General features: G+C 70.5%; 15 protein-coding genes and 3 pseudogenes. 4 read left to right on the top strand and 14 right to left on the bottom strand.

From position 1 onward, the window contains the following. Positions 1-4 precede the first annotated feature (4 nt). The 11 genes and pseudogenes from OG510_RS00330 to OG510_RS00280 all read right to left on the bottom strand — a co-directional run bounded on the left by OG510_RS00330 (position 5) and on the right by OG510_RS00280 (position 12075). Entirely contained in the window at positions 5-643 is a 639-nt protein-coding gene (locus OG510_RS00330; RefSeq protein WP_406134571.1) for a hypothetical protein, read from the bottom strand. Positions 644-729: 86 nt separating this feature from the next. Continuing rightward, positions 730-972: pseudogene (locus tag OG510_RS00325) on the bottom strand (amidohydrolase); the annotation flags it as partial. Beyond that, on the bottom strand, positions 969-2243 hold the full coding sequence (locus tag OG510_RS00320) for a PLP-dependent aminotransferase family protein (RefSeq protein WP_406134570.1): 1275 nt from the start codon (positions 2241-2243) through the stop codon (positions 969-971). The gene OG510_RS00320 and the pseudogene OG510_RS00325, both read right to left, overlap by 4 nt. Positions 2244-2313: 70 nt before the next feature. After that, a complete protein-coding gene (locus OG510_RS00315; RefSeq protein WP_406134569.1) occupies positions 2314-3573 on the bottom strand; it encodes an MFS transporter in 1260 nt (419 codons plus the stop codon). After that, on the bottom strand, positions 3570-4568 hold the full coding sequence (locus OG510_RS00310; RefSeq protein ID WP_406134568.1) for an NADP-dependent oxidoreductase: 999 nt from the start codon (positions 4566-4568) through the stop codon (positions 3570-3572). The genes OG510_RS00315 and OG510_RS00310 overlap by 4 nt, the downstream gene beginning before the upstream one ends. Positions 4569-4630: 62 nt before the next feature. Next, positions 4631-6565, bottom strand: a complete 1935-nt coding sequence (locus OG510_RS00305; RefSeq protein ID WP_406134567.1) for a phenylacetate--CoA ligase family protein — start codon at positions 6563-6565, stop codon at positions 4631-4633. Further along, the gene (locus OG510_RS00300; protein WP_406134566.1) at positions 6562-7770 is read right to left on the bottom strand and encodes an acetyl-CoA carboxylase biotin carboxylase subunit family protein; all 1209 of its coding nucleotides are present in this window, start codon (positions 7768-7770) and stop codon (positions 6562-6564) included. The genes OG510_RS00305 and OG510_RS00300 overlap by 4 nt, the downstream gene beginning before the upstream one ends. Then, complete coding sequence (locus OG510_RS00295; protein ID WP_406134565.1) at positions 7767-8726, bottom strand: 3-oxoacyl-ACP synthase III family protein; 960 nt, start codon at positions 8724-8726, stop codon at positions 7767-7769. The genes OG510_RS00300 and OG510_RS00295 overlap by 4 nt, the downstream gene beginning before the upstream one ends. Continuing rightward, a complete protein-coding gene (locus OG510_RS00290) occupies positions 8714-9610 on the bottom strand; it encodes a TauD/TfdA dioxygenase family protein (protein WP_406134563.1) in 897 nt (298 codons plus the stop codon). The genes OG510_RS00295 and OG510_RS00290 overlap by 13 nt, the downstream gene beginning before the upstream one ends. Before the next feature lie 72 nt (positions 9611-9682). Next, complete coding sequence (gene hemA, locus OG510_RS00285; RefSeq protein WP_406134562.1) at positions 9683-10903, bottom strand: 5-aminolevulinate synthase; 1221 nt, start codon at positions 10901-10903, stop codon at positions 9683-9685. A gap of 185 nt (positions 10904-11088) precedes the next feature. Further along, positions 11089-12075: a helix-turn-helix domain-containing protein gene (locus OG510_RS00280; protein ID WP_406134561.1), complete on the bottom strand. Its 987-nt coding sequence runs from the start codon at positions 12073-12075 to the stop codon at positions 11089-11091. A 111-nt stretch (positions 12076-12186) separates the two neighbouring features. Here OG510_RS00280 and OG510_RS00275 point away from each other — a divergent pair, with 111 nt between their 5' ends. After that, positions 12187-13215 (top strand): saccharopine dehydrogenase family protein, encoded by a 1029-nt coding sequence (locus tag OG510_RS00275; RefSeq protein ID WP_406134560.1) that lies wholly within the window; start codon positions 12187-12189, stop codon positions 13213-13215. Positions 13216-13412: 197 nt separating this feature from the next. Here the strand turns inward: OG510_RS00275 and OG510_RS00270 are convergent, their stop codons facing one another. Further along, entirely contained in the window at positions 13413-13805 is a 393-nt protein-coding gene (locus OG510_RS00270; RefSeq protein WP_406134559.1) for a nuclear transport factor 2 family protein, read from the bottom strand. Between the two features lie 95 nt (positions 13806-13900). On the opposite strand from OG510_RS00270, the gene OG510_RS00265 reads away from it, so the two are divergent. After that, positions 13901-14467, top strand: a complete 567-nt coding sequence (locus OG510_RS00265) for a PadR family transcriptional regulator (protein WP_406134558.1) — start codon at positions 13901-13903, stop codon at positions 14465-14467. Then, positions 14464-15243 (top strand): SGNH/GDSL hydrolase family protein, encoded by a 780-nt coding sequence (locus OG510_RS00260; protein WP_406134557.1) that lies wholly within the window; start codon positions 14464-14466, stop codon positions 15241-15243. The genes OG510_RS00265 and OG510_RS00260 overlap by 4 nt, the downstream gene beginning before the upstream one ends. Positions 15244-16080: 837 nt before the next feature. Here OG510_RS00260 and OG510_RS00255 read toward each other — a convergent pair. Then, positions 16081-16599, bottom strand: a pseudogene (locus OG510_RS00255) (AAA family ATPase); the annotation flags it as partial. An 84-nt stretch (positions 16600-16683) separates the two neighbouring features. Continuing rightward, positions 16684-17196: pseudogene (locus tag OG510_RS00250) on the bottom strand (GNAT family N-acetyltransferase); the annotation flags it as partial. Positions 17197-17343: 147 nt separating this feature from the next. Here OG510_RS00250 and OG510_RS00245 point away from each other — a divergent pair. Further along, the gene (locus OG510_RS00245) at positions 17344-17832 is read left to right on the top strand and encodes a GNAT family N-acetyltransferase (RefSeq protein WP_406134556.1); all 489 of its coding nucleotides are present in this window, start codon (positions 17344-17346) and stop codon (positions 17830-17832) included. The last annotated feature ends 125 nt before the right edge of the window (positions 17833-17957 follow it).

Genomic DNA, 17957 nt, shown 5'->3' with positions numbered 1-17957 from the left:
GCGGTTACCGCTTCGTTCCCGGCCCGAGGGAAGAGACCAGGACCGAGGTCCCCGCGATCCCGACCGGGTCGGGGCCGGTGGGGGTGAGCGCCACGTCCGTCCGCGTCCCTCCGAACTGGTGCCCGATCAGATCGAGCAGGCAACGGACCGTTTCCCGTACGCCGGCCTGCTCCGACTCACCCATGGGCTGCCGAGACTCCGGCCAGGCAATGCCCAGGAGGAGGTGCATACCGCTCACGGACACCGTGTCGACCTGGCACACCGGCGCCGGCTCGACACCGGCCGGGGCGGGCCCGGGCACCGGGCCCCACCCGAGGATCTCCCGCAGTTCGGCCCGGTCCGGAAGCCACGGCCCCGTCCGCCCGGGACCGAGGGCCAGTCCCCGCAGGGCGTCGAGCACGGCTGGCTCGGTGTCGCCGCCGCTCACGACGAAGTCGATACCGTGCCCGGCGTCCTCGTCCGCGGCCAAGTCCCGCAGGGTACGGGCCGGGTCATCGGTGGTCAGGGTCCGCTCCGGCGGTATCCCGCCAGGCGCCCCGGCGCCGGTGCGGCGCAGGGCCCAGGGCTCCAGCCCGGTGTCCGAGACGGCCCGGATCAGTCCGGCGTCGGGTGTCAGCAGCAGGACTCGGCAGGGCTTGTACATCAGGTTCGCCTCGTTCGTGAACTGGGCCGGCCCGAGGGGGCGTGGAGTACTGACGGGCCGGGGGCGTGCAGGTGTCGGCGGCCGGCGCCGCGGAGCAGCACCGTCGGGCCGGGCCGGGCGCCCCGCAGCACCGCGGTCACCGAACCGAGCCGCCGCCCGGTGCTGATCTCCAGCCCCAGCCCGTCCAGGGCGTTCAGCACGGCCTCCTGGGTGTACGGCAGGTCCAGGCCAACCTCGGGGCGGGAATGCACAGTCCGCCGCAGCCGGACCATGTCGTCCTGGATGCTCCGCGCGTCGTCCAGCAGACCGTCGGACGGGCGGCCGCTCATCGGGCCACCGCTTCGCGCAGCCGGTGCGTGCCGGCCCCGGCCACCTCGTCGCGTATCACGTCCGACAGCCTCCGCACGCCCTCCCGGACAGCACTCGCGGGCGGGTAGGAGTAGGAGAGCCGGAGGTTCTGCGCACCGCCCCGGGTGTGAAACCCGGAACCCGGCACATAGGCCACCCCGCTGTCGATCGCACGGGGCATCATCGCGCGTGCATCCAGCCGGCCCGGCAGCGTCACCCAGACGAAGAACCCTCCCTCGGGCACCGTCCAGGACACCCCGTCCGGCATGGTGACAGCCAGTTCGTCGAGCATGGCGTCACGGCGTCCGCGGTACAGGCTCCGGGCGGCATCGAGATGCCCCTGCCAGGACCACTCGCCCAGAAACCGGCTCACCGCCCGCTGGGCCAGTCCCGAGTGGGAGAGCATCGCGCTCTCCGCGGCGAGCACCAGCGTGCCGGCGAGGGCGCGCGGAGCGCGGACCCAGCCCACGCGCAGCCCGGGAGCGAAGGTCTTGGAGAACGAGCCCAGATAGACCACCCCGTCCGGGGCGTCGGCGCACAGAGCGCGGTGCGGCTCCTCCCCGAAGTGCAGCAGCCCGTACGGATTGTCCTCGACGACCAGGACACCGGCCCGCCGGCAGATCTCCAGGACCTCCTTCCTGCGGCCGGCGCCGAGCACCAGGCCGGTGGGGTTGTGGAAGGTCGGCACCGTGTAGAAGAACTTCGCCGGGCGTCCCTCCGCCGCGCAGAGGGCGAAGGCGTCGGCCAGCGCCTGAGGCACCACGCCGTCCTTGTCCATGGCGACTTCGACCACCCGGGCCTGGCCCGCCGCGAAGGTGCTCAGCGCGGTGACGTAAGTGGGGCCCTCCGTCACCACCGTGTCGCCCGGGTCCACGAGGATCCGGGTCACCAGGTCGAGCGCCTGCTGCGATCCGACCGTGACCAGGACCTCGTCCGGGGTCGCCGCGATGCCCTCCGCCGCCATGACCTCGCAGATCTGCCCGCGCAGCACCAAGTCCCCCTGCGCGGAGCCGTACTGGAGCGCACCCGGCCCGTCGGTTCTGAGCACGTCCCCCAGGACCGTGCGCAGCGCCTGGGCCGGCAGCGCTTCGGAACTGGGCATCCCCCCGGCCAGCGAGACGACGTCCTCCCGGGCGGCCATGGAGAACAAGGCCCTGGTGTCCGAGGGCACCATGCGGCGGGCCCGCTCGGCGAGGAGCAGCGGTGGGGCCGCGACCGTGTCCAGGGGCAGGACCGGCTGGCACGAGAGCATGGTGTCTCCAGAAGACGTGGGACGGCGGATGACGTGAAGGGTGGTACGAGCGGTGCGCGCTCCGGGCAGTTCAGGCGGGCGTCAGCTCCGGCTGCGTCCCGGCCTCGTCCTTCGCCGCGCCGGCGGCGCGGGGGATGAAGCGGAACGCGGCCCAGAACCCGCAGGCCGCGAAGGGCACGAGCAGGGCGGCAAGGGTGAGGAAGGCGGTGGTGAGCGACTGCCGGGCGGCCACGCCCAGCACCGGCATCAAGGCGGCGGTCCCGCCGCCGATCGCCAGCAGCCGCAGGGAGGCCATCTTCGCCTTGTCCAGCGGGCCGGCCTGCTGCTGAAGGAGCGTCAGGAGCAGGGTGATGGCGTTCAGGTTGGCGAAGCCGGCCAGGAAGAACTCGACGTAGTGCAGGGCGGGCGTGGCGGTGAAGGCGAGCGCCACTGCGATCACCGCCTGGAGCGACACCCAGAGCGGGAGCAGCGCCAGACGCACGGTGTGCCGGGTGAAGAAGGTCGCCACGATCATCCCAGCTCCCAGCGTGCCCTCCAGAGCCGAGATCGCCCACGGCTGCCCGCCGTGCCAGGCGTCGACGAGAGGCACCACCAGGGTGGAGAGGCTGTAGGAGTACACGAAGTCACCCGCGCACATCAGGACCATCCCGAAAACCACGGCCTCGTGACGGTGCCGGCGGAACAGCCCCGCCCAGTCGCGCAGCAGATCGGGCAGCGCCGAGCGCAGGGTGCTGTCCCGGAGCCGTCCCGCCGATTCCTGGCGAGGGGCACGCAGCCTCGAGACCACCGTCGCCGCCACCAGGGAGACCGCCACGTCGACCAGCAGGGCCTGAGTGGCCGTACCGATCATCAGGACCAGGCCGAGCGCCGCCATCCCGATCAGGCTGCCTGCCTGGATCGCGATGCCGATCAGGCTGTTGAAGGCCACGGCACGTTCGCCCGCGATGCGGTGCGCGGTGAATTTGAAGAACGCCGTGCGCTGGATGTTGTCGAAGACCGCCAGGAACACGGCGGCCGTGCCCACCACGGTGACGACACTTCCGTCGCCCGTGGACAGGGCGACCACGATGACGCCCACAGTCAGGGCCCGCAGCAGGCTGCAGAGCACGTAGACGGTCCTGGAATCGAAGGCATCGACCACCGGCCCGGAGAAGGGGAGGACCGCCACCGCCCCCAGCCCCTGGAGGGCGAAGATCATGGCGAACGCCTGGGCATCCCCGGTGTGGTGGAACAGCGTCTGCCCGAGCGCCAGGGTGTACAGGCCCATCCCGATGCTCGACACGAGCATCGAGCCGAGCATGGTGCGCGCCGTGGTGTCCCGCAGGATCATGACCCCACCACCCGAACCGTCGCCTTGCCGGTGTTGCCGCCGGCCAGCATCCCCAGGAAGGCGTCGACGATCCGGTCGAAGCCCTCGGTGACCGTGTGCCGGTCCGTGACCGTGCCCGAGGCGAGCGCGGGCACCAGCAGCTGCTCCAACTCGTCCTGCCTGTCACGGTGGTTGCGTACCAGGAAGCCTTCCAGCCGGACGCTCTTCTCCACCAGGTCGAAGAGGTTGCGCGGCGCGGGGGGCGGCTCGGTGGCGTCGTACTGGGAGATCGCGCCGCACCAGGCGATCCGCCCGAACTCGCGCATCGCCCCGATCGCGGCCTCCAGGTGCTCACCGCCCACGTTGTCGACGTACACATCGATCCCGTCGGGCGCCGCCTTCGCCAGCTGTTCGGCGAGCCGGCCCTCGCGGTGGTCGAACGCCGCGTCGAAACCCAGTTCCCCGGTGAGGAGGCGGACCTTCGCGGGGGAGCCGGCACTGCCGACCACCCGGCCGGCACCCATCAGCCGTGCGAGCTGCCCCGCCGCACTGCCCACGCCGCCCGCCGCGGCGGAGATGTAGACCGTCTCCCCGGGGGCGAGCCGGGCGATGCGGCTGAGAGCCACGTAGGCGGTGAGGCCGGTGCCGCCGAGGATGCCGAGATAGGTCTCGGGCGGCACTCCGGGTGTCCGCGGCAGGACGCGTACGTCCTCCGGGCGCACCACGGCGTGGGTGCGCCAGCCCTGACGGTGGAAGACCAGGTCGCCCTCCCTCAGGCCAGGAGCGCGGGATTCGGTGACCCGGCCGATGGAGCGGCCCTCCAACGGGGCGGACAGCTCCCACCCGGCGTCCATGTTCTCCCGCATGTACGGGTCCACGGACAGGAGCTCGTTCTCGACGAGCGCGGTGCCGGCCTGCGGTACGGGCACCGGCTCCTCGGTGAAGACGAACTCGGCACCGGTCGGCCGGCCACGGGGGCGGCTGACCTGCTGAACGGATCGGGCGGTCTGAGACATCGGAAAGCTCCAGAACTGTGCGGAGAGGGACGGGCGGAGGGGAAGTGCGGGGCGGCGGGAAGTCAGCTGAGCCGGCGGTCGATCACGGTCCGGATCTTTCCGCTGACCGGGTTACGCTCCAGCCCGCCCTCCGGGTGGCACTCGACCACCAACTCGAACAGGCGCAGGCCGTCGTCGTAGAGGTGATCGCCGCTCAGCGCCGGGAAGGCGCCGGCAAGGAAGGACTTCAGAGCCCCGGGGTCCAGCTCCTCCCGCGACTCGGTGCGCAGCACCAGCGTCTCGGTGCCCTCCCTGGTTGTCAGCTCCGCCTGGAGCTGGGACACCTGGAACTCCTCCAGGGCGGCGGCGATCTCGCCGTAGTGCACGGTCGCCGACTTGAACTTCAGCAGGCCGTCGCTGCGCCCGAGGTACTCCAGCACCCGCCCGGACACCCCACAGTCGCAGTCGCGTTCGGTCACCCGGCCCATGTCGCCGATGCGGTAACGGATCAGCGGCCCCTCGAACTTCTGCATCGCGGTGATCAGCAGGTGCCCGGTCTCGCCGTCCGGCAGGGGGGCGCCGTCCTCGTCGACGACCTCGACGAGGTTGTAGTCGTCGTTGACGTGGTGCAGCGTGCCGCCGAGCCCCTCGCACTGGTAGCCGATCTGCGCACCGTCGTTGGCCGCCAGGATGCTCGTGATGGACCGGGTGCCGAGCTCCTCCCGCAGCCACCTCTTGTCGGACTCGGTCATCGGGGTTCCGCCGTAGACGACCTTCTCCAGACGCAGACCGGGATCCTTGCGCCTGGCCTCCCGGAGCAGGGGCAGCACCACGGCGGGCTGGCCCAGCAGGACGTTCACCGAGAAGTCGCGGACCAGCATCAGCACCAGGTCGGCGGTGACCTGCTGGCCGGCGGAGAAGGCCTCCACCGGCATCCGGGTCAGCTCGCTGGACGTCGTCAGCAGTCCGCCGTACAACCCGCCGCCGACCAGCGCGTTGAGGACCCGGTCCCCGGGGTGGATACCCAGCGCCCGCAGGAGCGGGATCGCCTCGCGGACCATGTTCTCCCAGTCGGTCCGCGAGTACACGATGTACCGCGGCTCCCCGCCGGACGCCCCGCTGCGGAGCACCTCGCCGCTGGGGCGGGCACCGCTGGACATACCGGTGGCGCGGGGCAGGGACCCCGCCTCCAGGGCCGCCTTCTCCAGGACGGGCAGCGCGGCCAGACCGGATACACCCTCGACCCGCGGCAGGTCCCGGTAGTGGGCCGTGCGCCGGGCCATCCCGACCAGATAACGGACCCTGGCGTCCATACGCGATGCCCGCCCGGGGTCGTCGCGGCGCGCGGCATCCAGCGAGGTGCCGGCCAGATAGACGGAAGTGAACAGCTGCCGGAACCACGGCGACCTGCAGTCAATGTCGGCCACGGGCGCCTGCGGGCCGTCCTGACCGGACGTCACCCTGACCCGCACCGACGGGACCCCGGGGCGCCCGGCCCCCGCGTACAGCTCACCCGAGGCGGACACCGCCTCCTCGCTGAGCACCACCAGGTCAGGGACCACGACGACGGTGCCCTCCACCTCGGCCCCGGCCGCCGCAATCTCTGCCGCGGGCAGCGGGAAACCCGGCTCGCGCAACGCCTCGGTCACCGTGGTCCACAGAGCAGGCCGGGAGGTACGGACGAGAACGGCGTTGCCCACCGCCCAGGCCAGCAGCAGCCCCCGCAGTGTGTTGCCCGCCCGGCCGTCGTCGAGGACGACACGGCCCACCGGTGTCTGCTCCCAGACGTCGCCGGTGTCGGTGAGCGGGCGCCAGGGGAACTGGCTGAGACCGCCGAGCGCCTCGTCGAGGGCGTGGGCCAGCGCGTCGGCGTCCAGCAGGCCGCCGACTTCGAGAAGGTCGGCCTCCTTCAGAGCCCTGGCCACCGGCGACGACACGTCGTCGGCCAGTACTTGCTGGACGTGCTCCACGGCCAGCAGGAGATCGGTCGGATAGTGGCGGACCGGGCGGCAGCTCATGCGGCGCTCCCCAGGACGGCCGGCTCACGGGTCCGGGAGATGACGGTGATGCTGTCCGCGCACACCCGCAGAAAACGGCCCAGTTCCGCGGCGTCGGTGTGCGAGGCCTCGATGAACACGGGGCACTCCCATTCCTGGTAGGTGATGTGTGCGGTCAGCGGACGGTCGGCGGGCAGCACGTACAGCTGGTCCACGCAGGGGTGGCCGGCCAGCCCCGGGGGCAGCGTGACCTCGGCGGTACCACCGGGGAGGTGGTGGCCCGGGAAGGCCAGCCAGCCGTGGTAGCGGCCGCTGGGCTCGTCCGACGGCGGGCGTTCCAGACCGAGGCGTACCGCGATCTCGTGGGACGGCAGGTGGACACCGGTCCGGCGTTCGTGCGCGGTGACCACACCCGCCCCGCCCACCCGGTTGGCGACCTCGAGGAAGACCAGTTCGTCGTCGGCCGTGTGGAACGCCTCCAGGTGGACACAGCCCTCCTCGATACCGAGGGCGACGGACACCTCCTGCGCCAGGCCGCGGTGTGCCTCCGTCAGCGGGATCTGGTGCGAGCCGAGCGGCAGGCCGCCGGCGAACTCCACCGGCTTGTTGATGTAGCGGCTGGTCTCCAGCTCCACGAACCTGCCGTCCTGCATCAGTCCGTCGATGTGCAGGATGTCGCCCTCGATGTGCTCCTCGATCTGGTAGTTCTCCGGGTCGGCCAGCTTCCGGTAGGCGCAGAGCGCCTCACGGGCGGTCTCCAGGACCATGACCCCGTCGCTGGAAGCCCCGTTGCGGGGCTTGAGTACCGTCTTCCCGCTCCAGGGCAGCGGTCCGCACGGGGGAGGCGCGCTCACGAAACGGGGGTGGCGGATTCCTGATCCCCTCAGCGCCTCCTTCATCCGGACCTTGTCGCGGACGAGTTCGGTACGGCTCTCCGACGGACCGGGGAGCCCCAGGTGGCGGCGGATGTGTACCGCTTCCAGAATCCCGAACTCGGAGAGAGACAACACCTTTTCGTAGCCGTCGGACGGTTTCACCCGGGCCGTCACCCCGGCCACCAGGCCGTCGTCCTCACCCATCGGGATCCGCGAGCAGCGGAGGTCCCCGGGGATCTGCCGCAGTGACGCCGGCCGGCCGATGTAGGTCACCTCGTGCTGGTCGTGGTCGACGCCGCGGTGGTAGGAGATCTTGCGGTAGGGCACTTGATGGATCACGAGAATCTTCATCCGGAGTACTCCAAGGCAGTGACGCCCCAGCTGAATCCCATGGCACTGGTGACCAGCAGGATCAGGTCCCCCTCACGGAGCTTCTTCTCCTCCATGAGGCCGTCGAGGGCGATCAGGGTGTCGGCTCCGCCCATGTGGCCGAGCCGTCCGTAGTTGAAAACGCTGCGCTCAGCGGGGATGCCGAGAGTCGTCAGCAGACGCTCGTGCATCCCCTTGTCGCCTTGATTGATCAGGAACCACGCGACATCACCGATGGTCCGTCCGGTCACCGTCAGGGTTTCGTCGACCAGGCGGGTGAAGTTGTCCACGTAGGCGGAGGCGAGACCCCGCCGGTGCGCACCCCGCCGGATGACGACCCGGCCGTCGCGCCATTCGCCCTGGTAGTAGTCGGCCCATCCGGGGTCGGTGCGCATCGCCGAGTGGAGGACCCGGAAAAGAGGGTTGTCATCCGCCAGCAGCACCGCCGCGCCCGCATCACCGAAATTGAAGAGCGCCTTGGAATCCGGGTCACCGTAGTCCACCATCCGGCTCAGCCGGTCCCCGAGGAGAACCAGCGTGTACGTGCCGGGCCTCTTGCCGGTGGACTCGGCCGCCAGCCGGATCGCCGTCAGGCCCGCGTTGCAGAAGTTGGTGAGCTCGTAGCAGTGGGCGTTCCTGATGCCGAGTTCGCCGGCCACCTTGGCCGCCGGCGACCAGAACGGGATGTCCCACTCGCCAGAGCCTGTGTAGATCACCTCGTGTACGGCCGAGCGGTCGGTCCCCAGCCGCTCCAGCAGCCGGGACGCGGCCCTGACCGCCAGCCCCGACGCCGTCTCCCCATCCGCGAGGACCGGGAAAGACTCGGTGTGGGTGATGGCGGCCAGGTCCGCGACGGACACCCCGGAGACCTGATGCATGTCCCGGATGTCGGCCGTCGCGGACGGGAAGCACACGTCGAAGTCGACTATGCCGCCCACGGGTCCCTCGCCTCGATGCTCACGCGGTGCACGGTGCGGTCGACGCCCGGCTCCACCGCGGTGGCCGCGTGGTACGTCAGCTCGCACTTCCAGATCACCAGGTCCCGTGGGGTCCACCGGTGCTCGTAGACGTGCGCCGGGTCCTGTATCAGCTGGTCCAGGAGGGCGAAGAACTCCTCGTTCTCATTCGCGTCGAAGCCGATCACCCGCTCCATGTACTCCGGCGCCCCGTACACGTACCGGCGGCCGGTCGTGGGGTCGGTCTTCACCAGCGGGTGCTGGACCGGCGGGTACTCCACCTCCACCAGCGCCTTGAACTCCGCGATGGACAGGCCCGCGTGCTTGTCGGAGATGCGCTGGCGCTTGGAGACGGTGTGGACCGCCGTACGCCCCTCGATCTTCTCCTTCCACTCCTGGGGCAGGCGGTCGTAGACATCGGCCGCGTTGGCGTAGAGCGTGTGGCCGCTGGTGCCGGGGACGTCGATACCGTGCAGCATCGTGTAGGGCGGCGCATCCTTCTGGTAGGAGGAGTCCTGGTGCCAGAAGTTGCCGACCCGGGCGACACCGATCGCCATGTTGTTCTTCTTGGCGTTGGAGGAGATCATGATCTCCTCGTGTTCCGGGTGGCGGTACTTGGCCATCAGGAAGGGCTTCGGCCGGCCGATACGGCTCGCCAGCTCGATCTGCTGCTCGGAGGTGATGTCCAGGGAGCGGATGACGACCAGCTCCCGCTCGTGCAGCAGCGTGCTCACCTTGTCCCAGAGCCCGGAGTCCTGGAGATCCTCGTAGGTGACTCCGGTCAGCTCGGCGCCGATGAACGGCGTGAGGTCGTTGATCCGGATACCGGTGGCGGTGGCGGTGGTGTCGGGCACGGTCATGGTCATGGTTCTGTCGTCTCCTCGGATAGGAACGTGAACGTGAAGGGGAGCGAGGGGAGCAGCGGAACGGGAAGCCGTTCAGCTGGGGTCGTCCGCGAGGCACCGGGCGAGCGCCTCGACGAACCGGTCGATCTGCTCTTCCGTGCGGAAGGGGGCGATGGTCACGCGGAACCGCTCGCCGCCCTTCGGCACCGATGGGAAGTTGATGGGCTGCACGTAGACGGAGAACTCGTCGAGCAGCCGGCGCGATATCCGCTTCACCCGGTCACCGCCCGGCACCAGGACCGGGACGAGGTGCGTGGGGGCAGGCACATGGCCGATGCCCGCCTCGGTGAGCCGACGGCGCATCAGCTCCGCCTTGCTGTGCAGCTCCTCCCGCATCGCGGCGCCCTCGGCGCTGCGGATGACGGCCAGGCTCGCCAGGGTGGCGTCCAGGGAGGCCCGGGGGATGGTCGTGGTGAAGATGAACCCGGGGGCATGCGAGCGTACGTAGTCCAACGGGACGTCGGGACCGGCGACATAGCCGCCGGTGGTGCCCACCGCCTTGCCGAACACGCCCTGGACGAAGGTGACCCGGTCCTCGCCGATCGCCTCGCTGATACCGGCGCCCGTGGGTCCCGAGACCCCGATCGCGTGGGTCTCGTCCAGGTAGGTCTCTGCGTTGTACCGCTCGGCCAGGTCGCAGATCTCACGGATCGGCGCGATGTCGCCGTCCATCGAGTACACCGACTCGAAGACGATCAGCTTCGGGCGGTCCAGCGGCTGCCCGGCGAGCGCCAGTTCGAGGTCTGTCAGGTCGTTGTGGGCGAAGATGTGCTTGGTGTTGCCCGAGGTCCGTACCCCCTCGATCAAGGAACGGTGGTTGAGGGCGTCCGAGAACACCACGGTCTCCGGCGCCGCCCGCAGCAGCGTGGCAAGCGTCTCCACGTTGGCCACGTAACCGCTGGTGAAGATCAGCGCCCGCTCCTTGGCGTGCCAGCCGGCGAGGAGCGTCTCCAGCTCCACGTGCGCCTCGCTGGTGCCCGCGATGTTCCGCGAACCGCCGTTGCCCGTCCCGTGCCGCAGGGTCGAGGTGAGCTGGGCGTTCATGACGTGCTGGTGCTGGCTCATGCCCAGGTAGTCGTTGGTGCACCACACCTGGATACGGCGCCCCTGGTGCAGGGCGTGACCCCGGTCCTCCGCCAGGTAGGAGCAGGCGACGAAGTCGCGGTAAAGGCCTTCCGCCCTCAGACGGTCGAGTCCGGCGCGGAGGCCGGCGTAGGTATCCGGGGCACGTGGCGGAGCAAGGGTGGAGATCACGGTGCTGCCCTCTCGGGTCGGTGACTCGGACTGGAATCACCATGGATCCATCCGTTCCCGATCCGCTCCCTCTCCGTTCCCGCACCTCCTGGGGCGGTCGTCAGAACTTCTGCTGGGGTCCGGATGAATGATCGTGGCAACACCGGGCAGTGGGGCACAACACCGTATGCCGACCGTGGCTACGATCACGCAGGGCATCGACGGTGTGGCCCGCCGTCGTCCGGGCCGGGGCGGGCCCGCGCGCGGAAGGTGCGGCGGTAGGTGTCCGGCGGCACACCGACCGTCCGGTGGAAGTGCCGGCGCAGTGTTGTGGCGGTGCCCATACCGGTGGCCGCCGCAATGGCGTCGACGGTGTCGTCGGTGGTCTCCAGCAACTCCTGCGCGTGGCGGATCCGTTGGGTGAGCAGCCATTGCAGCGGGGTGGTGCCGGTCACTGACCTGAAGTGACGGCTCAGGTTGCGCGAGCTCATCCGTGCCCGGCGGGCCAGGTCCTCCACGGTGAGCGGCTGGTCCAGCCGCTGGATCACCCAGGGCAGGAGTCCGGCGAGCGGGTGGTTGTCCGGTGCGGGCACCGGAGTGGTGATGAACTGGGCCTGGCCGCCGTCCCGGTGCGGCGGCACGACAAGGCGGCGGGCGAGGGTGTTGGCGATCGACGAGCCGTGGTCGAGGCGGACGAGGTGCAGGCACAGGTCCATGGCGGCGGCCTTGCCTGCGGAGGTGAGCAAGCTGCCGTTGTCCACGTAGAGGACGTCCGGGTCAACCGTCACACGGGGGTGGCGCTCGGCCAGCTCCCGGGTGTGCGCCCAGTGCGTGGTCGCCCGTCTGCCGTCCAGCAGGCCGGCGGCGGCCAGCACGAAGGCGCCCGTGCAGAGGGAGACCACGCGTGCGCCCGCCTCATGGGCCGCGCGCACCGCGTCGATCAGCTCGGTCGGCGGGTCCTGGCCGATGTCGGCCCAGCCCGGGACGATCACGGTGTCGGCGCGCGCGAGACGGTCGAGCCCGTGGTCGGGCTCCAGCCAGAAGCGGCCGGCCCGCACGGCGCCCGGTCCGCAGAGCGAGAGGCGGTACCACGGGTCCGCCCCGCCGGGTGGGTCGGCTCCGAAGACTTCGCACACCAGGGCCAGTTCGAAGTGGAGCATGCCGTCGGTGACGGCCAGCGCGACAGTACTCATGTCCGGAACTGTATGGGTGATGGCGTTCCAGACAGTCGCGGTGAGTGGGCAGCCTTCGTCAGGATGTCCGTGACAGAGCGAAGCGGATCACCGAGTGCGGGGGAGAAACTCATGGGATCGGGCCAGAAGGTGGCTGTGTTCGGCGCCTACGGGCACACCGGGCGGTTCGTGGTGGCGGAACTGAGGGAGCGTGGGCTGCTCCCGGTTCTCTCCGGCCGCGACGCCGACAAGCTGAAGACGCTGGCGCAAGAAGCCCAGTCGGACGCCCGCCCGGCATCGGTCGAGCACCCGGTCTCGCTCGACCGCGCACTGGCCGGCACGGCCGCCGTGATCAACTGCGCCGGGCCCTTCGCCACGACGGCCGCCCCCGTGATCGAAGCGGCCCTGCGGGCCGGGATCCCGTATCTGGACGTGGCGGCCGAGATCGAGGCCAACATCGACACCTTCGCGCACTTCGCCGACCGGGCACGGGACGCGGGAGCGCTGATCGTCCCGGCGATGGCCTTCTTCGGCGGCTTCGGCGACCTGCTGGCCACCGCGGCTATGGGTGACTGGACGGCGGCCGACGAGGCACACATCGCGTACGGGCTGAGCAGCTGGCACCCCACCGCAGGGACACGCACAGCGGGCGCGGTCTCCCGGCAGCGGCGGGGCGGCCGGCGCATCCTCTACACCAAAGGGAGGCTGGAGCACCGTGACGATGCCCCGCCGGCCCTTGAGTGGCCCTTCCCCGAACCGATGGGCCCCCGTCCCGTCATCGGGGAGTTCACGATGGCCGAGGCCGTGACCGTACCCAGCCACCTGTCCATCCCCGAAGTGCGCACCTATATGACGGTCGAGGCGGCCCGGGACATCGCCGCCCCGGACACGCCGACGCCGGCCGCGGTCGACGAGCGAGGCCGGTCCGCTCAGACCTTCCTCGTCGACGTCGTCGTGTGCTCGGGCACCGCCGAACGCCGCGCCGTGGCCCGCGGTCAGGACATCTATGCCGTCACGGCGCCGCTCGTGGTGGAGGCGGTCGACCGTATCCTCACCGGCCGGACCCATGCGTACGGCGTCGCCTCCGCAGGAGAGATCTTCGACGCCCCCGACTTCCTCCGCGCACTGTCCCCGCACATCACCCTGGAACTGCGGCCGTAGCGGGCCAACTGCCCCTACATGCACCGTACTTATTCCACAGACGGGACCCGGGGCTGCGGCGTCCCAGCCGATGCCGATGAGGGTCCACCGCGTCTCGTCTGCGACCACGGGGGTTCCAGGAGGTTCCAGGGGGCCAGGTCGTTCGAGGCGTGCAACGCGAGCCGGCTGTCGAGCTGGTTCCATGCGTCTGTACGCCGTCAGCCCTGAGCGGCCTCCTTCGCGATCCGGTCGAACTGCTCCGCCATCGCCGCTTGCAGGGCGTTCGCCGCCGACAGCGGGCGGACCATGACCGTGAACTCGTCGATCAGGCCCTCGTCGTCCACGTGCAGGAAGTCGGCGCCGCTGATCGAGCGGTCGCCGACGCGCGCCTCGAAGACGAGAACGTGATCGCGCCCGCTCGTGTCGTTGATCTCCCGGACGTAGCGGAAGTCCTCGAAGACGCGGGTCACCGCGCGCAGGATCGCCATCGTGACCGCCTTGCCCGGGTACGGCTTGAAGACGACCGGGCTGGTGAAGACGACGTCGTCGGCGAGCAGCGCCTCGATCGCCCCGTGGTCGTTCGCCTCCACGGCTTTGCGGAATGCCTGCATGACGACACCTCTCCTGATCCGGGCCCCGATGCACCCATACGCAAATTGTTTAATAGGTGTGGATGAAAATAATCGCATCACTGTACGGTGTCCAGATGTCATTGAAATACGCCGTGCTCGCGGCCCTCCTGGAGGGTGAGGCTTCGGGCTACGACCTGGCGAAGATCTTCGATGTGTCCGTGTCCAACTTCTGGGCCGCGACACCCCAGCAGCTCTACCGCGAGCTGGAACGACTCGCCGCCGACGGCCTGATCGAGGCCCGGGTCGTCCCGCAGGAACGCAGGCCGAACAAGCGGCTGTTCACACTCACCGACAGCGGGCGTGCCGGCCTCGCCGCGTTCACCACCAAGCAGCCGCGGCCCATCGCCGTGCGCGACGAGCTGATGGTGAAGGTGCAGGCCGCGGACCTCGGCGACACAGCCGCCGTACGGACCCACATCGAGGAGCGCATGACGTGGGCCACGGGCAAGCTGGCCCGGTACGAGCGCGTGCGCACCCACCTGCTGCAGGGCATGACCGAGGAGGAGTTCCTGCGGGACGGCGAGCGGATCGGCCCCTACCTGACGCTGCTGCGCGGCATCTCCCTGGAGGAGGAGAACCTGCGGTGGGGCGAGCGCGCTCTGGAGATCCTCGACCTGCGCACGGCGAGGTCCGGCCGATGACGGCCTACCTGCGCTACGTGGCCCTCGGCGACAGCCAGACCGAGGGCGTCGGCGACGGCGACGACAGGACCGGTCTGCGCGGCTGCGCCGACCGCCTCGCCGAGCGGCTCGCGGAGCTCGACCCCGGGGCGCGGTACGCCAACCTGGCCGTGCGCGGCCGGCTCGCCGGACAGGTGCACGCCGAGCAACTGCCGCTCGCGCTCGCCCTGCGCCCCGACCTGGCGACGGTCGTGGCCGGGGTCAGCGACCTGATGCGGCCGTCCTTCGACGCTGACGAGACCGCCGGGCACCTGGAGGCGACGTTCGCCGCGCTGTCCGGCGCGGGCACCAAGGTGGCCACGGTGACCTTCCCCGACGTCGGGCGGATGATCCCGGTGGCCCGCCCGCTCGCCGGCCGGGTCGCTGCCCTCAATGCCCGGATACGCGCCGCCGCCGACCGTCACGACGTCGCCCTGGCGGAGACGGACCGGGCGGAGGTCTTCGTCGACCGGCGGCTGTGGAGCGCCGACCGGCTGCATGCGAGCCCCCTCGGCCACGCCCGGATCGCAGCCGCGGTCGCCCACGCCCTGGAGCTGCCCGGCAGCGACGACGCCTGGCGGCGGCCCCTGCCGACGATCGGAGCGCCGACCGTGACCCGCACCGTGCTGACCGAACTCGGCTGGATCTCCTCCTATTTGGGACCCTGGCTCGGCCGGCGACTGCGAGGCCGCTCTTCCGGCGACGGCCGCAGCGCGCGGCGCCCGCAGCTGCTGCCGGTCAGGGACACGGCACCGTGACCAGCGCCTCGGGCGCCAGATCCGCGAGCGTCGGACAGCCGTCCACCGCCACGGTCAGGCCGGCCTCACATCGCGGCCTGCCGCGGCGCGAGGTGCCCCGGCGGACTGCCGGTACGCCCGGACCGCAGCGAGCTTGTTCTCCCAGCAACTTGATCTCGTGCACTGCCTACAGGCCGTCGCCACCTTCCCAGCTTCGACGCCCCAGCCGGGAGCCCCGCCGCGACACGTCCCGCCCCCACCCGGAATACCCGAGGCACCCGCACGGCCAGGACCACCGCGGCCTGCCGCGCCTCACCGATCGCCGCGCGCAGCCGCTCTGCAGGGCGGCCCGCATCGGCCCACCCTGCCGACGCCAGCGCCGCGCCCCGGTCCTCTTCATCGTCGGTAGCCGCAGATGAATGATGCGGGCGAACAGGCGGGCCGGACAGGTGGCCGGCACCCTGTACGTCAGAGCGCCCCGCGTGCAGCTCCGATGGGCAGCGGCTGCTAGGGCCGAGGAAGAAAGAGCTCCGAAAATATGCCATCTCGCATTTAAAATGCGTTAATCGCATACTGATGAGCGCGGAGGGAATCCTGTGGGTGACGGTGGCCGCGCTCGCGCACCGGACCGGCGAGCAGCAGTCGCCCTACCGACGGCACTGGAATTGACCTAGAGCCAGATCGGCCGCAAGCAGAGCGGAATAGCCTACTGGGCCCTATCCATGTACACACTCAGCCCTTTCCAACCTGGCCGGCCGGTGTCTGCCCCCTCGCCGCGCCTCCAGGAAGCCCTGGGGCTGCTCCGCGCAAATTCGTGGGGGCGGCAGAAGACGAGTGCGCGGGCGTAGGGCCGGTCTGTCAGCTGAACGAGAAGCGCTGCGCGGCTTCGGCGGGAGTCACCCCTTGACTACGCCCGGGAACGTCGTGAACGACGTGTGCGCCCTCCGAGCGCAGTTGGTCGCTGCCGGCGTGCCGGGCCATGAGCGCGGCGAAGGCATGGACGTCGGCGGTGGTGATGTCGGTCCGGCCACGCTCCGCCTGCTGTTCGAGGAGCACGCCGAGATCCGGGTTGAACCGCAGCATGGTCACCGGAGCGTCGAAGCGCCTCGCAATGGCGATGAGACGGGCGCGCGCCTGGGGGGTCACGTTCGTGGACTCGGCTACTGCTGTGTGTCCACCGGCGAGCCGGGCGACGATCCGTCGGTCGCGTTCCATGAAGATCCGAGCGTCCGCCGCGTCGGTGTGCGCCTCGGTGGGTGCGATGCCGAAGAGCTCCGCGCGGATCTCGTCGCTGGACACCACAGCGTCCTCGTCGATAAGCCCGCGTGCGATCAGCGCTCGGATGAAGCTGCTCTTGCCCGAAGCCGGCGGGCCGACGAGGACCACGAGTCCCGCGGGTATACGCGTCAGCCCTGACGGTGCCGGCCCGTGGGGCTCTGGGCGGGGCCCCTCGGAGGGAGGGTCCGCCGGGGCCGTCTGTGATGGGCCGTTCCGTGCGGTCCTGCACTCCATCAGAACTCGGCTTCCCCGTGCGGCGACCGGGCGGAAGCCTGCCTTGCTCCATGCTCTGACCGCCGGGCGGTTGGCCGCTTCGGGATCGACTGTCACCCGGTCCCATCCCCCGACGGCAAGGAGATGCCGGACGAGGGCCCGAGCGGCGTCAGGGCCATACCCCTGACCCCGTGCGCGCGGCAGGAGCACCATGTCCACACCGCCCTCGCGCGGGCCGGAGGCGACGTACTGGGCGTACCCCACGGGATCACCGCCTCGGAGCACCAGCAACGAGACCACTGCGGGACGCCGCCTTCCGATGTACTTGGCGGCCACTTCCTCGCGGGTGAGAGGCCGCCCGCCCCAGTTGCGGACGAACTCGGCGTCGGCGAACCATCCGGCGAGCAGCGGCAGGTGGTGCTCGGTGGCGGGAATGAGCGATACGGCCTCGCCCTCGATGCGCCCCTCAGGTGTGCCCTTCACGGAATGCGACCCCTTTCGTGTGCGTGTCCCCCTCATCCTTCCCGCGCGGGCCGGATGAGAGAGGGGAGAGAGACGGTACGGAGCGGCCAAAACCGCATTGCACCGGTTCGGGACGGGGGAGGATGCTGACTTACGGAGGTGTTCCACGTGACGAGCGTCGTGCTGGGACTGACCGTGCGGGATCTGGTGCAAGCGGATCTGGCGTCGTGCGGCTGGTCCGGATCCGCGCATCATCTCAACAATGTCGCCATGCAGTTGGATCGCGGGTCGTCCGGCGACGTCGACTATCTGGCCGTGTGTGCCCGTGCCGGGATTCCGATCGCCAAGGGCGGTGTCGACTACCGGGCGAAGGACGGCGTAGGCACGCTGTGGCAACTCGCCGTCCACCCCGCACTGCAGTCCTGTGGCGTGGGCACGGTTCTCGTCGAGGCCCTGGAACAGCGCATCAGGAATCGGGATCTGTGCCAGGCCGAGCTGTGCGTGGAGGACGGCAATCCACGTGCCCGTGCCCTCTACGAGAGGCTGGGCTACCGCGCCTACGACCACCGGCCGGACGCGTGGGAAGAGCAGGCCCCCGACGGGACGCTGTACCGCCACGAAACGATATGCACCATGATGCGCAAGGACCTGTCGTAGGACTTCGCCCTTCTCCGGGCCGGCCACCCGGGGTGCGAGCCGGGCTTCCGACCGAACCGGTGTCCTGGAGGGGGAGGGAGCAGATGGAGGCCGGTCCGATCGGAGGCGCTTCACCACCGGCCGCC

The organism is Streptomyces sp. NBC_01089 (assembly GCF_045162975.1).
GTDB lineage: Bacteria > Actinomycetota > Actinomycetes > Streptomycetales > Streptomycetaceae > Streptomyces.
Note: the sequence above shows the minus strand (reverse complement) of the source record. Positions and strands in the feature narration are given on the sequence as shown.